Annotated in this window: 14 protein-coding genes; 9 read left to right on the top strand and 5 right to left on the bottom strand. The window is 57.9% G+C overall.

What is annotated here, in order from left to right:
* Positions 1-320: 320 nt before the first annotated feature.
* The gene (locus G7W63_RS09040; protein ID WP_242634363.1) at positions 321-1,253 is read right to left on the bottom strand and encodes a formate/nitrite transporter family protein; all 933 of its coding nucleotides are present in this window, start codon (positions 1,251-1,253) and stop codon (positions 321-323) included.
* A 155-nt stretch (positions 1,254-1,408) separates the two neighbouring features.
* On the bottom strand, positions 1,409-1,507 hold the full coding sequence (locus tag G7W63_RS09045; RefSeq protein ID WP_166256439.1) for a type II toxin-antitoxin system YoeB family toxin: 99 nt from the start codon (positions 1,505-1,507) through the stop codon (positions 1,409-1,411).
* 78 nt (positions 1,508-1,585) lie between these two features.
* On the opposite strand from G7W63_RS09045, the gene G7W63_RS09050 reads away from it, so the two are divergent.
* The 3 genes from G7W63_RS09050 to G7W63_RS09060 all read left to right on the top strand — a co-directional run bounded on the left by G7W63_RS09050 (position 1,586) and on the right by G7W63_RS09060 (position 2,846).
* Positions 1,586-1,978, top strand: coding sequence for a GFA family protein (locus G7W63_RS09050; protein ID WP_166256442.1), 393 nt, complete (start codon positions 1,586-1,588; stop codon positions 1,976-1,978).
* A gap of 12 nt (positions 1,979-1,990) precedes the next feature.
* The gene (locus tag G7W63_RS09055) at positions 1,991-2,368 is read left to right on the top strand and encodes a VOC family protein (protein ID WP_166256444.1); all 378 of its coding nucleotides are present in this window, start codon (positions 1,991-1,993) and stop codon (positions 2,366-2,368) included.
* A gap of 238 nt (positions 2,369-2,606) precedes the next feature.
* Positions 2,607-2,846, top strand: a complete 240-nt coding sequence (locus G7W63_RS09060; protein WP_166256446.1) for a hypothetical protein — start codon at positions 2,607-2,609, stop codon at positions 2,844-2,846.
* Positions 2,847-2,855: 9 nt separating this feature from the next.
* Here the strand turns inward: G7W63_RS09060 and G7W63_RS09065 are convergent, their stop codons facing one another.
* Positions 2,856-5,696: an AMP-binding protein gene (locus G7W63_RS09065; RefSeq protein WP_166256448.1), complete on the bottom strand. Its 2,841-nt coding sequence runs from the start codon at positions 5,694-5,696 to the stop codon at positions 2,856-2,858.
* 112 nt (positions 5,697-5,808) lie between these two features.
* Between G7W63_RS09065 and G7W63_RS09070 the strand changes: the two genes are divergently transcribed.
* Positions 5,809-7,131 (top strand): MFS transporter, encoded by a 1,323-nt coding sequence (locus tag G7W63_RS09070; RefSeq protein ID WP_166256450.1) that lies wholly within the window; start codon positions 5,809-5,811, stop codon positions 7,129-7,131.
* Between the two features lie 275 nt (positions 7,132-7,406).
* Positions 7,407-7,892 (top strand): CBS domain-containing protein, encoded by a 486-nt coding sequence (locus G7W63_RS09075; RefSeq protein ID WP_166256452.1) that lies wholly within the window; start codon positions 7,407-7,409, stop codon positions 7,890-7,892.
* Between the two features lie 166 nt (positions 7,893-8,058).
* On the opposite strand, the gene G7W63_RS09080 is transcribed toward G7W63_RS09075, so the two are convergent.
* A complete protein-coding gene (locus tag G7W63_RS09080) occupies positions 8,059-8,478 on the bottom strand; it encodes a DUF2267 domain-containing protein (protein WP_166256454.1) in 420 nt (139 codons plus the stop codon).
* 354 nt (positions 8,479-8,832) lie between these two features.
* Here G7W63_RS09080 and G7W63_RS09085 point away from each other — a divergent pair, with 354 nt between their 5' ends.
* The 3 genes from G7W63_RS09085 (at position 8,833) to G7W63_RS09095 (ending at position 11,368) form a co-directional block, all read left to right on the top strand.
* Complete coding sequence (locus G7W63_RS09085) at positions 8,833-9,471, top strand: esterase/lipase family protein (RefSeq protein ID WP_166256456.1); 639 nt, start codon at positions 8,833-8,835, stop codon at positions 9,469-9,471.
* Positions 9,472-9,570: 99 nt separating this feature from the next.
* On the top strand, positions 9,571-10,413 hold the full coding sequence (locus G7W63_RS09090; protein ID WP_166256458.1) for a peptidylprolyl isomerase: 843 nt from the start codon (positions 9,571-9,573) through the stop codon (positions 10,411-10,413).
* 7 nt (positions 10,414-10,420) lie between these two features.
* Positions 10,421-11,368 carry a lipase chaperone gene (locus tag G7W63_RS09095; RefSeq protein WP_166256460.1) on the top strand — a complete coding sequence of 316 codons (948 nt, stop codon included), beginning with the start codon at positions 10,421-10,423 and terminating at the stop codon, positions 11,366-11,368.
* A gap of 16 nt (positions 11,369-11,384) precedes the next feature.
* Here the strand turns inward: G7W63_RS09095 and G7W63_RS09100 are convergent, their stop codons facing one another.
* Positions 11,385-12,680, bottom strand: a complete 1,296-nt coding sequence (locus G7W63_RS09100; protein WP_166256462.1) for a cation:proton antiporter — start codon at positions 12,678-12,680, stop codon at positions 11,385-11,387.
* A 438-nt stretch (positions 12,681-13,118) separates the two neighbouring features.
* Here G7W63_RS09100 and G7W63_RS09105 point away from each other — a divergent pair, with 438 nt between their 5' ends.
* The gene (locus tag G7W63_RS09105; protein ID WP_166256464.1) at positions 13,119-14,330 is read left to right on the top strand and encodes an NAD(P)/FAD-dependent oxidoreductase; all 1,212 of its coding nucleotides are present in this window, start codon (positions 13,119-13,121) and stop codon (positions 14,328-14,330) included.
* Positions 14,331-14,623 lie beyond the last annotated feature (293 nt).

Raw genomic sequence — 14,623 nt, forward strand, 5'->3', positions numbered from 1 at the left:
CATGCACCGGATGCCATAACCTCCGCTTCGCTGCGGTTCTGTCACCGGTGATGGCTGGCGTTAACTGTAGGAGAGAGATTGGCATCACACGAAAGCTTTATGGCGCTCGCTCTATCGGAGTCCAAAAAGGAAAACCGGGGCAGACTTATTTATAACCTGCCAATCAGTCGAAAATAGTTTTGTTCCGGTTTTGGAGCGCCACAAGTTTTGTTCAGAGCATGTAGCGCTCGTCCATAATTGCGAAAATCAGGTGGAAGAAGAACGGGAGGTAGTGCCCTCGTGAATCTTCAACTACTTTCTCCCCGGTTTAGAAAGCGGTATCACATTTCCTCATGAACCTGGCCATAGGCCAGCATCGCGAACAAGCCTGTACCGCCAATAATATTGCCGATCAGCACCGGTAAAATATGGTAGATCAGAGCGGTAAAGATATTCATCTCCCCGCTGAGTACCAACGTGAAGATTTCGTTTGACCCGGCAATCACATGGGTGAATCCGCCCGCCGAGATCAGCCAGGTGAACATGACTATAACCAGCACTTCGGACCGCTTCGCCGAAGGCAGCATCCAAACCAGGGCCGCGATGAAGAAACCTGCCGGAATACCGCGCAGAAGTGTTTCGGCTGGGGTCAGCGATGCCAGGTGATGGGATATCTCCAGGATCGCCGCGAGGGTATCGGCGGGAAGGATGCCTCCGTGGACGCCGATGGCAGCGGTAATAAACGTGCCACATAGATTTGCCGCAAGCACAATGCCCCAAAGGCGCCCGGTGCAATAAAATCGGTTGCGCGTTGGTTGGGCCAGAACCGGCAGCACGACGGTGATGGTGTTTTCGGTGAACAGTTGAAGCCGGCACAGAATCACGAGGACAAACCCAAACGTGTAGCCCAGGCTTTCAATCAGCATCAGGTAGGGGTGATTCGAGCCCAGGTTGGTGCGGATAATGCCCTCGACGAGGACCGAGGTCGAAATGCCGATCCCCGCTGCCACACCGGACCACCAGAGCGAGGTTTTCGGGCGCTGCAGCTCTGCTTCGCCCTCGCGATGGACAATGGAGTAAAGAGTCAGTGACGTCAGGCCGCCATGTTCGGCAACGGTGTCGCGCTCTTTCCGGGTCAGCGACTTTTCGCTCGAAGTGGGTGTCTGTTCTCTGGACTCGCGATCCCGGGCCCTGGCGCGAGACTCCTGAGCATCCGCAACCTCCTTGGCGTTCTTTTTGGAGGCGGTATCCTGATTGCTTTCCATGTCACTCATTCAACAGTCCTTTGTTAGGCCGCAAACGCCTATATTGCTGTATGAATAAGCCTGCTGGAAAGTTATCGCCGGTTTTTCTTTCGCAGCTAACACAGCCATCAAATTCCTGGCCTTCGGCCTCCACCGGACGCCCCGCCGCTTATTTCAGCGTTAAATCAGTAGTGATACCGAAGCTGGGCGATAAACAAGGCATCATCCGTGACCTTGTACACCAGTCGGTGTTCCTCGTTGAGTCGGCGAGACTCGTTTACCAATGGCTATTGTCGGACCTGTCTACGCTGGTACTCTGGCAAGCCGCAAAACCACGGCGTATCACACAAGGAAGTGCAGTAATGAAGCAATCAGGTAGCTGCCTCTGCGGAGGCGTTCAATACGAGATCAACGGGCCGCTGACCGACGTCCTGAACTGTCATTGCACAATGTGTCGGAAGCTCCATGCCTCAGCTTTCAGAACCCGCGCCAAGGTGCAATCTTCGGGCTGGCGCACCGTTAAGGGCCAGGCGTTGCTGAAGTTCTATGAGTCGTCGCCGGGTGAGCATAAGGTTTTCTGCTCAACTTGCGGCTCCAGCCTCTACACGAAATTCGATGCCAATCCCGGGGTTTATGCGTTCCCGCTCGGAACGCTCGATACCGACCCGGGCGTCAAAGCCGGGCGCCATGTCTTCGTGGGAACTAAGGCTCCCTGGTTCGATATTACGGATGATCTGCCTCAATATGCGGAATAGGACGGGCAAGCCGTGAAAGAGACTGGAAAAATCAACTACTTTGAAATGCCCTCGAAAGACCTTGAGGCGACCAAACGGTTTTTTGGTGAAGCCTTTGGATGGTCATTTGTAGACTACGGCCCTGACTACGTGGCAATCGAAAACGCTGGCCTCGACGGGGGCTTCTTCAAGTCAGACCAGGTCTGCAGAACCAGCACTGGCAGTGTGCTGGTGGTTCTTTTCAGTACCGACCTGGAAGGCACGCTTGAGAAAGTCACCCTGGCCGGTGGGCGGATTGTTCGGAAGATTTTTCCGTTTCCCGGTGGCCGCCGTTTCCATTTCAGTGATCCAAACGGGAATGAGTATGCTGTCTGGTCAGAGCCCGGGCATTTTCCCCACGACGGTCGCTGAATCGCTGCCACCCATCAAGCGGTATTCTTCGTTGAGTCGCCGAGACTAGTAACCGGCAAGGCTGTGTTTGAGGAGTTCGGGTATATACCGACACCTTCGAACGGTTCGCTTGGTAGTGATCTTCACAGACCTGGTCCATCGTTTTTGCTAGATTGGGTGTGTCCCAATGCGGTAGCCAAACCGGCGTGCGGACCAGCCGTAAAGCAACCCATTTTCATAGCCAAGGAAGATATAGACTATGACAAATCCTAACGATATCGATGAAACAGTCAGAGCTGGCGATAACGCGAGCATTGAAAATACCGCGTCAGAAAAGCTCTCGATCAGCTTGCTCTGTAGTGATGCCTGCCGGGTAAATCTTGATCTTGAGCCCGGTCAGGTTGTGAAGGTTAGCGCCGGTAGTTCGGATATGACAATCGTCCTGCACAACGGTGATCCGGCCAAGCTTCTGATCATCAGACCGGAACCAGCGTCCTGAAAGCGGCCGCTAGAGGGATAAACGGTCCGGTTCGCCGCTGAGCTCAAGGATGGTCTTCCGTGCCCGGTCCCGCAGTTGCACTGCTGATTTCCAGTCATCGCCTGCGGGTTCTATCGGCTCACCAATGACCACGCTCACCGGCCCGGGTCTCGGATTCCAGCGATCGGCCGGAAGTTTGCGCCGCGTGCCCTTGATGGCAAGGGGTATGACTTTTTCGTTCAGCACAGCGGCGGTCATGAAGGCGCCCATGTGGAACGGACGCAGGCCCGGCGCTGCATCAAAGCTCCCCTCGGGGAAAAACAGGAGCCGGTGGCCCCCGGCCTGCTCGGCAATCCTTCGTGAGTCACCGACACTGTTGCGGGCGTCGGCCCGCTCCACCGGTTCAATCCCAAGCCGCGTCAGAAAACGCTTCAGGCCACGTACGTTCATCAGCTCTGCTTTGGCAATGAAGCTTACCGGCACGGGAATGACGGCGGCCAGCACCAGAGCGTCAAGGTAACTGGCGTGGTTGGAAACGATGACACAGCCCTCTGGCAGCCTGCTGAGTCTGTCGGCGGAATCCACTTCGAGCCGGGTGCCGGTGAGTCGGGCCAGTACCCTGCCGCTCCAATGGACGACCTGCCAGCGCAGCGGGAGGCCCGGAAGGGTGTTGACCAGAAGCCAGGCGGGTACCGAGACCGCGCCCAGAACCACCCAGGCCCAGGCAGAGTAGAGCCGGCGGCTGGCGCCCCTGCCGCCGCGCCGTACCTGCTGGCGCCAGGTACCACCGGCCAGCCTGGCCAACTGCCGCCACACGGGCTCTTTCTTGAGCTCAAGTTCACCCCGCTCATACCGGAGGCGGCATTCATTGCGCCGCAGTTTGCCGCTGGAGGTCTTTGGCACGGTGCGGGGACTGACCATGAGGATCTCGTCCACCTCAATGTCCAGAGCATCCCTGGCAATGCGATGGATTTTGGCTTTGACCTCATCCAGTTTCTTTTTGTCTTTTTCGGTGGTTTCGGCGACTACGATCAGCCTTTCACCCTCACTTTCTCCCATTCCCGATGCGAAAGCCGCCACGCAGCCGGCCCGGACCAGGTCGAGCTCGCCCACGGCCTCTTCGATTTCGCCGGGATAGATATTGCGTCCGGCCCTTACAATCAGGTCTTTGTTGCGGCCGCTCAGGTAGAGTTCGCTGTCGGCAATATAGCCCCGGTCTCCGGTATTCAGCCATTTGCCGTCAAAGAGCTCCTCGGTCTTGTCTTCGTTCCGGTAATACCCCCGGGTTGCCGAAGGGCCGTTGAACTGGAGGCTGCCTTCGTGCCGTTCGTCCAGTTCGTTGCCCTCGTTGTCGACAATGCGGATATCGTGGTTCGGAATGACCTTACCGCAGGACACGAACCTGAGGGCGGATCTGTCGTCCGGGGAAACCGGTTTCGCCTCGCCGTTTTTCTGAAACCTGTCCCGGTCAATGTAGTCGATGAGAGGTTCCCGGGGCTCCTCGGGAAAGGTCAGCGCGACACAGTTCTCAGCCAGACCGTAGACCGGCGCCATCGACTCGGCCCTGAGCCCCCATTTTTTGAAGCGATCGATAAAACGCTCCACCGTATCGGGGCTGACCGCTTCGGCGCCGTTGAAAGCCACACGCCAGGAACTCAGGTCCAGCCCTTCCATGTCTTCATCATCGATTCGCTTCAGGCAGAGCTCGTAACCGAAGTTGGGCGATGGCGAGAGTGTGGCGCCAAACCGGTCAATGGCCCAGAGCCAGTACTGGGGCCGGGTGAGGAAAAGCAACGGTGACATGATAACCAGATGCATGCCGTACAGGAGGCTGGACAGGCAGGTGCCGATCAGGCCCATATCGTGGTACAGGGGCAGCCAGCTTACGAACACATCATCCTGATCCACCTGGAGCACTTCGTTTCCGGCGCCTATATTGGCGAAAAGATTTGCATGGCTGAGACATACGCCTTTGGGGTCACCGGTACTGCCCGAGGTGTACTGCAGAAAGGCAACGTCGTCGCCTGTGGTTCCTGCTACTGCCCGGTATAGGGGGTTCGCCCAGAGCTCATCAAGCGTCAGTACATGCTCAAGGGACGGCACCATGCCCTTGACCACGGCGGCGAGCTTTTTGGCCTCGGGCACGGTGATCATGACCCGGGCCCTTGCATTGTTGAGAATCGAGGCCTGCCTTTTCAGGTGCTCTTCAATCTCTGAGGCCCTCATGGGCGGGTATAGGGGGACCGGTATGGCGTTGGCGTAGAGGGCGCCAAAAAAGCCATAAAAGTAGTCGTGACCGGTGGGTAGCATGAGGGCGACCGTATCCCGCTGCTCTATGTCGTGCTGGAACAGACCATTGGCGACTCTCAGGGCGCCGTCGTGGAGATCCCCGTAGGTCAGGGATCTGACGTCGTCGTAGCTTTTTACCCAGTGGAGGTAGGTGCGGCCGGGGTGCTCCCTTGCGTGCCAGTTTAGTGTTTCCTGCAGGGTTTCAAAATCCGGCACGGTGAAATGTTCACGGTTTTCCTCCCCAGGGTCGAGAGCCGCTTCAGTCTCTTCACTTTCCTGCCGGCCACGTCCGGATTGCTCAGCCGGTTTCTCACCGGTCACTCGCATGACCTCATCAAGAATATCACCGGGTGTGTCTGCCTCGCTGAGGAGCTGTTCCGGCAGCTGGACGCCGAATTTTCTTTCCACCGTTACCAGCAGTTCAGCACGGCTCAGACTGTCGAGGCCCAGATCACTGTCGAGCCTGCTGTTCATGGTGACGTCCGGTTGCTGCTCCCTGTCCGGCATCGCCTCGGCCATGGTTTCAGCGACGGCGTCTGCCATGTCCTCTTCCATGCGTGTTTTATTGCCCGGTTGCGCCATGGTCCCTCCCGACTTACGATTCCCTGACCGTTATAATGAAGAAGCACCGCTAGACTGCTTCAGCCTGACGTATGCGGCCAATCCATGCCAGTCCTGTAAACGGATTGTCTTTATGCAGAATGTGCAGAAAGAGCGGGAGGTCGAGGGCGCCACTTCAGGGGCTCGCACAACGGCACTGTGGTCCTGGGCATTGTATGACTGGGCCAATAGCGCCTTCTTCACCATCATTCTCACCTTTGTCTTTGCCCGCTACTTCAGCCAGTCCGTGGTGGGTGAAGATGTGGCGGGCACCGAATACTGGGGCAACATCGTCGGAATCACCGGCGTCGTGATCGCTTTTTCAGCTCCGGTTCTGGGCGCGATCGCGGACCGGTCCGGCCGTCGCAAACCCTGGCTGGCCGTTTTTACGCTCCTGTGTGTCCTTGCCTGCGCCATGCTCTGGTTCGTCCGTCCCGGAATGGACGATTTCTGGTGGGCGGTGGTCTGGGTCAGTCTTGGCATTCTGGGCGCCGAGTTCGCATTTATCTTTTACAACACCATGCTGCCGGACCTGGCTGCCCCCGAGCGGCTAGGTCGCTGGTCCGGCTGGGGCTGGGGCCTGGGTTACGTCGGCGGTGTGGTCTGCCTTGTGGTCGCGCTTTTCGGACTGGTGGAGCCCGAGGCGACGTTCCTGGGTCTGAACCGTGAGGAAGCCGAACATGTCAGGGCTACCTTCGTGCTGGTGGCCATCTGGTATCTGGTTTTTGCGCTGCCCCTGTTCTTGCTGACCCCTGACCAGCCGGCTTCCGGACTGTCCGCCCGCCAGGCGCTGAGGGCGGGCCTTGGCCAACTACTGCATTCCCTCGCCGAAGCCCGTAAATACAGCCATATCCTGCACTTTCTCGTGGCCCGCATGTTTTACACGGACGGCCTGGCCACCGTGTTCACATTCGGGGGCGTCTACGCCGCCGGCACCTTCAACCTGAGCCAGACAGAAGTGCTGCAGTTTGGCATTGCCCTTAATGTGACCTCGGGCCTTGGCGCGCTCGTTTTTGCCTGGGTCGACGATGCCATAGGCGGACGAAACACAATTTTCCTGTCCCTGGCAGGGCTCGGAGCCAGCGCCACGGCAATACTCCTGGTCGAAAGTGTGCTCTGGTTCTGGGTCTTCGGCATGACGCTTGGCGTCTTTGTCGGTCCACTTCAGGCAGCCAGCCGGTCTCACCTTGCCCGGGCCGCACCCGAGCACCTTCGCAACCAGATGTTCGGCCTGTTCACGTTTTCGGGCAAGGCCACGGCTTTTGCCGGACCGCTGCTGGTGGGAGCCGTTACCGCAGCCACCGGAAGTCAGCGTTGGGGCATGAGCACGGTTCTGGTGTTTTTCGTTATCGGTTTTGTGCTGATGCTCAGCGTTCCCGGAGCCGGCACCGGAAGAGATAGAAAGGTCGCTGGCTAACCCGTCGGCTTGCCAGCGCTTGAGGACAAGTGAGTGGTAAAGGTCCCCGCACTATCGGAATTCACTGCTCTGCGGCTGATTCCGGGCACCTCTTTGACCTGCATCAGGACAGCTACCCGATATAAGCATAGAGTGGAAGTGGCGTCGGACCATTAATGGAAACGGCGCCGCCTTCAGGAAGGATAGCCCAAAGAGGTTTGCAGAATCCGATGTCGCAAGGGCGTTTTGATGACGGCAGACATTCGAACTCTAACCCTCGTAGGGAGGACATCCAGATGAAAGTCAGTGAAATCATGGTTACTGAAGTAGCGTCCTGCTCGCCACAAACCTCGTTGCAGGATATCGCCATGCTGATGTGGAATAACGACTGTGGCGCCATACCTCTGGTCGATGAGCAGGAGCATCCGGTAGGCATTGTTACCGACCGGGACATCTGCATGGGGGCGGCATTGCGGAATAAACCCCTGTGGGAGCTTCGCGGAGAGGAAGTTACCAACGACCGGGAGCTGTATTCCTGCGGGCCGGATGACAGTATCAAAGAAGCCCTTCAGCTGATGGAAGAGCACGAAGTACGGCGCCTCCCGGTTATGAATCAGTACAGCCAGCTCTGCGGTATGTTGAGCCTGGGGGACATCGTTTCTTTCACCGGCGCCGGCGGTACCAGGAAAGCCGGGAATACGAAGATTTCCCCGAACGAGACCATGGAGTTTCTCCGGCACGTCAGTGCCCATCATCCCAGCCACAAGGCTACCGCCCTTTAAGGGGGAGCTCAGCCCGAATGGCCTAAAGCTTTTCGGGCTGCCACTCAGCGTCCCACCGGTTGCGGAGGGCAGCTGGCCCAAGCCAACTCCGGCATTCCCTGGCTGAAGCCCGGAATAAGGCGATATCCTGCATTCTCGCTTGGCCAGTACTCCACAAGTCACGGTGTCACTGCGGCCAGAGATCCCACAATTCCTTGGGATGCATTTCCTTGATCCGGTTCAGCTCGTTGCTGTCCAGGTGACGGTCGATCACACGTAGAACGGCTTTGAATGTCCGCTCGGCATCGATGTCGCCTTCCAGCTTGCGGCTGACGGCGTCAATGTATTCGGCACGGTCCCGCCACTTGTGCGGGGTTTCTGCAGGTCGCCAGCTTTCGAAATACAACCCTCGGACAATGATCGGCAACTGGGCGGCGAAATTGGCGGCCTCATCCACGGTAATACGATTGCTCATGGTTTGAAGTACCGCTCTCAACCGCTTCCAGGCCTCTTCTTCGCCAATACTGTCAAGCTCGTCAGAGATGTCCCTGAGCCAGGTGTTGATGAGTTTGATGTTGTGGTCAACGATGTTGATGCTGGATTGCATAAGGACCTCCCTCAGGCTGGGTGATCGGTGGCGTTGTCCACAAAACAGTGAGGCCGTCTTCTTCCATTTCAACCGAAACCAGGCGGGCTTCAATTGCCAAAGGCATGGCGACCTGTTGGGCTCCAGGCGCGTCTTCCAGGATGCTTGGAACAGGTGCGCGAGGCCAATGTTTGTGATGGGCATCACACTCCCAGCCTTATCCCCCATACGGGTGATGGCTGTAAAAGTAGGAACTGGTCTATTTTTGATCAGGAGCAGTGAGGTCGTACGGGCGGTTTCAGTCTGGCCAGAGCGTCCTTCACCTTCAGGAACGAGGAACCAAAACAAATACAAATACAATAAAGGATGAGCCCAATGAACAACCCGATCAAAAAGTTGTCCATGCTGGCGTTGCTGGCATCCATGCTGTTCGCAGGGTCCGCTCATGCGGCCTGTAATGCCGACCCCATCGTCTTCATTCACGGGTATTCCGGCTGGAAGTCCCAGTTTGACACCATGATCAACCGCTTCAAGAACGACGGCACCCCCGCCTGTGCACTCTACAAGTTCGGGTATAACAGCCTGGGCAAGAGCAATAAGACCAGCGCCCGGGAACTGAAGTCCTTCGTCAATAACATCCGGCCCAACCACAACTATCGCAGGGCCAAGCTCATCGCTCACTCCAATGGTGGCCTGGTGTCGCGCTGGTACCGGGTGTTCGAGGGCGGCTCCTCCGCCACCAGCCGCCTGGTCACGCTGGGTACCCCGCACAAAGGGACTTCCTGGGCCTATGGCTGTTTTAGCCCTGCGTGCTTTGAAATGCGTTACAACTCGTCGTTCCAGCAGTCGCTGGCGGGACGCGGCTGTGATGTGTCCCTGTGGTCGGCCCTTGACGAAATCATCATTCCGCAGACCAACGCCAAGTGCGGCTACAGCCTTCGGACCTCAAGCGTCGGTCACCTGACCCTTATGCACTGGAAGGGTGTCTATAATGATGTGAGACGCTTCCTCTAATAAGCCTTGATGGGCCGGGCCCGGATGAGCAGGTCGGAAAAACTGGCCTGCACATTTTCGTGCAGGGAATATGCAACGATTACCACGTCGAGACACTGAATGAAAAACCTGATCCTGATACTGAATGTCGGCGTCTTTCTGGTTTTCACCGGACTCAGTCAGGCCAACGAACAGGAAACTTCCGCACTTCAGGAAGACACCGGCGGGCCTGGGGTTTTTGCCACGGTCAATGGCACGGCGCTAAGCGTGAACCTCTACCATTTCCTGCTGGGTTCCAGAGAGCAGGAGAGCAGCGAACGTCAGGCCTACGACGAAGGCTTTGATGCGCAAAGGCATCGCCAGCAGACAGCAAAGGACCTGGTCATGACAGAGTTGCTCGCACAGGAGGCGGCACGCCTTGGCATGAAGGACTCCGAGCGGGTGAAAGCCGAACTGGCCATGGCCGAAAAAACCCTGCTTGCGCAGCTCTATGTCAGGAAACTTATGGACTCCATTGAGATCGACGAATCCCGGATTCGACAGGCCTATGACCGGAAACGGGAACAGGTCATGTATCGCTTCATGATCTGGCAGACGCCCGACCAGGATAAAGCGACGGCCATCCTCGACTCGATGAAAACCGGCAAAGGCGAAAACGCCCATGAACCGGCCCCCATCGAGACGCCCTGGCTACGGGCTGTGGATATTGCACCGGAGGTGGACGAGATCGTGCGCCGGCTGGACGTCAATGAGTTTGCGCAAGCCCCCGTGTTCCAGGACGGCTTCTGGAAAGTAGTTCAGGTCATCGACAAGCAGGTGATGGCGAAGCAGAGTTACGAAGAAGAAAGGGGGATGATCAGGTCGGAGCTGGTGCACCAGAAACTGGACGAGAAGCTGGAGGAGCTCGCTGAGGGCGCAGCCATTGTCTTCAATGAGCAGCTCATCACCCTACCCGAGAAATAACAGGATAATGACCGCAACTAAGGGGCTGAAAGGAAAACGGGTCGGTTGGGTATTACTAGGGCTGGTTCTTCTGGCCCTGGTTTTCGCCTATTTCTTCAGCACTCGGGCTGAAAATGCGCCATCGGCCGATACCGCACGTGTTATCAGTACCCAGGACACCGTACCTGTGCCGTCTGAGAGCCGGCAGAGTTCCGGGAATGCTGAACCTGCGATTACGGGTACCGCCCCGGAACAGAACCCCACAGAAGACCACCGGGCCTCGGATGACGCCGCCGACCACGCCGGTTCACATCTTCAGGAGGAGGAGCTCGACCACCTGGGTGAGGTCTTCCTGAACAGCGTGTATCCCTCTTTCGAACATGACTTCCAGGTGGACCGCGAAGGTCGATCAGCGATCGATGTTTTTGTTGCCAGCATGCCGGAAGACCTGAGCGACCAGGATGTGGATACCATATCCACCATGATCACCACCCGATTTTCCGGACCGGATGGGGAGAACCTGGCCTTCATCATCACCCACCTTTACCGGCTGGAGCGGGAGGAAGCACGGCTCATGAATAAGGCTGGGCCGGTTGCCACCATGGCGGACCAGCTGGAAGCCCGGGAAAAACTCTCCCGGTTACGGGAGCAATGGTTTGGTCCGGAGCTCTCAGAAGCCCTGTTCTCCGGCAGCGATGACGAAGAAGCCGGTTCCGGAGAAAATGCCGCAAGCGGTCAGTCCGAGGTCGGCAGCACGGAGGAGGCGCCAGCAGACTGGTCAGAAGAGCAGGCGGAGCTTGCGGCTATCGAGCGCGCCTGGGAGCAGCGATCCCGGGCATTCAGGGCGGAAAAACAGATCATAGACAATGCCGGCCTGGATCAGGCTGAAAAGGACCGCCAGAGCGAGACCCTGCTACGGCAGCACTACGCACCTGAGGAACTTGAGGCGGCTAGGGCCTTTGCAGAGCAGGACTAGCGGTACCTATCAGGTCTCAGCTTTGCTCCTGCTCGAGCCGTCGCTCCCGGGCCTGCATGACGGGGCTGGCCAAAACGCCATGGACCACAACAGAAAGGACCACGGCAAAGGCGCAGGTCGCCCATAGTAATTCCGCCTGCAAAAACTGCCCTTCCTTCAGCCCATACGCCAGGTAGAACAGGCAACCGATACCGCGGATACCAAAGAAGCTGGCAATCAGACGATCCCTGAACGAGAGCCAAGGGGTGCCCAGCATGCCGACCATGCCCGCCAGCGGTCGTATGACAAATATCAGCAGGGCTCCGAGCAGAGCGGCCTTCCAGGTAAGAGCGTCAAACAGGCCCCCGGCGATGGCAGCTCCAAGGGCGATCATTATGCCCAGCATCAGCAATTGCTCAGACTGCTCGGCGAAGGTGTGTAAGGACTTGTGCGCCTGGTGGGTCTTCTCCCGATGCTTGATGGTCATGGCGCCGATGAACACCGCAAGAAAGCCGTAGCCCCCAAATACTTCCGTGATCCCATAGAGCAGCAGCGTGGCCGCCAGCGCGCCCACGCCGGCTTTCATCCGCTGCTGTTCCGTTTCGATTGGCAGGCGTAACAGAACGAGTGAGATCAGCCAACCAAGGGCAACACCAGCACCGATGCCCAAAGCAATCTTGTAAACCACGTCGACCAGTAGCCACTGGGTCAGCCAGTCGGAAGGCGCCGCTCCTTCGGCCAGCATAAGCAGGGCAAGGTAGGTGAAAGGGAAGGCCAGCGAATCGTTCAGGCCCGCTTCGGATGTCAGGGTGAAACGCAGCTCGTCTTCTTTTTTGGCGGGATCGATATCCTCAGCGGCCGAATCCTCCGGCTCTCCCACCTGTACATCTGAGGCCAGTACCGGATCGGTGGGGGCAAGGGCCGCGCCAAGCAGCAAGGCTGCGGCCGGCGTGAGCCCGAGCGCCCACCAGCCCGTAAAGGCGACACCGGCGATGGTTAAGGGCATGCAGATGGCGAGCAGCCGCCACGTGGAGCTCCAGGTGCGCCAGTTAGGCATCCGGTCGATCTTCAGGCCGACGCCCATCAGTGAAATGATGACGCCAATTTCCGTCAGATGAACCGCGGCAGCTTTATGCACGAGAGGATCGGGTGGGCTGAGGCCCAGTGGCAGGGCAAAGGCGATGTACCCCAGGGCCAGTGCAACCATAGGAAAGGAGAAGGGGTAGTCCTTGAAACGGTGGAGCAGTGACGCCAGAGCCAGTACGCCCAGACCGATGACCACAACCATGAGGTTGTAGCTGCTGAATAGCTTCAGCGTGCTCGTCAGTTCCATGTCCGGCCTCCCTTCCGGTGATCCCACGTTGACGGCTGGTCGGCCGTAGAGAAATGGATGATTTCCATGATTGCCAGGATGCCGGCCCTGTGTCTGAGCGGCGTTCAGAACTTCACCCTGTCTCCCCGTTCGTACAAAAAACGGCCGGATTACCGTCGCAGATTAACAAACAAACCGGAAATGGATGAAACTTCTGAGGGATTGTGTCGGAATTTCTGGTTTCTGGCTGCCTCCTCGAGGCGCTGGCCCCTTATTGTGCCGCTCCGTGTGCCAACGTACCGACGGGGCCGCAGCGATCACTCATAGTAAAAGCGAAACAGAACTGCTGTGTGTCTGGCGGGAGGGTAATTAGTCTGACCCGGTGCCAAGGCGACACGGTTTCGCCAGCGGCGGCTGTTGAACCGGCCATCGTAAGATATAAAACATGAGGGATCGCGGGTGGATTTGAAAAGTGGATACCCATTCTGGGCGGTCAAGAATGGCCTGATGTATGCTTTTCCCAAGCTTGACGCTGATGTGAGCTGTGATGTGGCCGTGGTGGGCGCTGGCATTACCGGCGCTCTGATTGCTGATGAGTTGGTCAGCCATGGCCATGACGTGGTTGTGCTTGATCAACGGGACATCTGTTGGGGCAGCACCTCGGCCAGCACCGCCTTGCTGCAGTATGAAATTGATACCCATGGGATTGATCTCGCCAGGCGCTATGACCAGGATTCAGCGTTGCTGGCCTATGAGTCCTGTCTGACCGCAATCAGTCAGCTCGAAGAGTTGTCCCATTCGGTCGGCGATGTCGACTTCGCCAACTGCGAAAGCCTGTACTACGCCAGCAACCGCGCTGACCACCCCGGCCTGGAGGATGAATTCGCCTGGCGCAAGCGCTATGGTTTTCCGGTGCGTTGGCTGGACCGCACCGCCCTCAAAGACGAGTACGGGCTGACCGCGCCCTCCGCTATCCTGAGTTCGGTAGCTGCCCGGGTTGATCCTTACCGTCTGGGTTCAAGACTGCTCCGTCGGATGCAACGCCAGGGCACACAGGTATTTGATCGAACCCGGGTGGACTCGCTGACCACATCGGACCAGTCAGTTCAGATTTCCACCGCCGCTGGCATGTCGATCCGGGCGAAGCACGTCATCGTGGCCACGGGCTACGAGTCCCAGAGCTGGTTGAGTCAGCGTGTTGCGAAGAATCGCAGCAGCTACGCCTATATCAGTGATCCTATCGATCGTGGGGAGTTGCGCTGGTTGGCAAGCACCATGCTGTGGGAATCGGCGCGTCCGTATCTTTACATGCGTACGACCGGTGATGGCCGACTGCTGGTCGGTGGTGAAGACGACGACCGTGACACACCGGCGCGGCGGGACCGGTTGGTCGACCGCAAAGCTGCGACCCTGCAGCGCAAGGTCTCCCGCCTGTTTCCCCACCTTGATGCACAACCGGCCTTTGCCTGGGCCGGCACCTTCGCTGAAACCAGCGATGGCCTGCCTCTGTTTGGCTGCCACCCCCAGTACGGGCCCCGTGTCCTGTTTGCGATGGCTTTTGGTGGCAACGGCATTACCTACAGCATGCTGGGTGCCGGCTTGCTGCGCGCTCAGATTGAAGGTCGCCCCCATCCGTTAACCGGACTGTTCGGTTTTTCCCGGCTGGGTTGAGCCGCCCGTGGGCGGACGTAACCCGACCCAGGCGATTACCACCCCTGTACGGAAGGAAAGCGGCGACAAAACTGAAACCAAGGCACCTGGGGCCGTGAAGTTCGCCCTCAGACTCTTGATACTGCCCAGAATGTGCCATTCCCGCGTCAGCTTCATTGTAGTGCGGTATGAGTGAGGTGTGATTAATGCACGTACATAGTGCATAGGGCGCACCCTTCGTCTAACGTTAGTAGCCTGGACCATGGCAATCTGATTTTTCGCAGCCCATCGGTTAACCAATGCCACTGCCAAAC

The sequence above is a fragment of the Marinobacter salicampi genome (genome assembly GCF_011074795.1).
GTDB classification, from domain to species: domain Bacteria; phylum Pseudomonadota; class Gammaproteobacteria; order Pseudomonadales; family Oleiphilaceae; genus Marinobacter; species Marinobacter salicampi.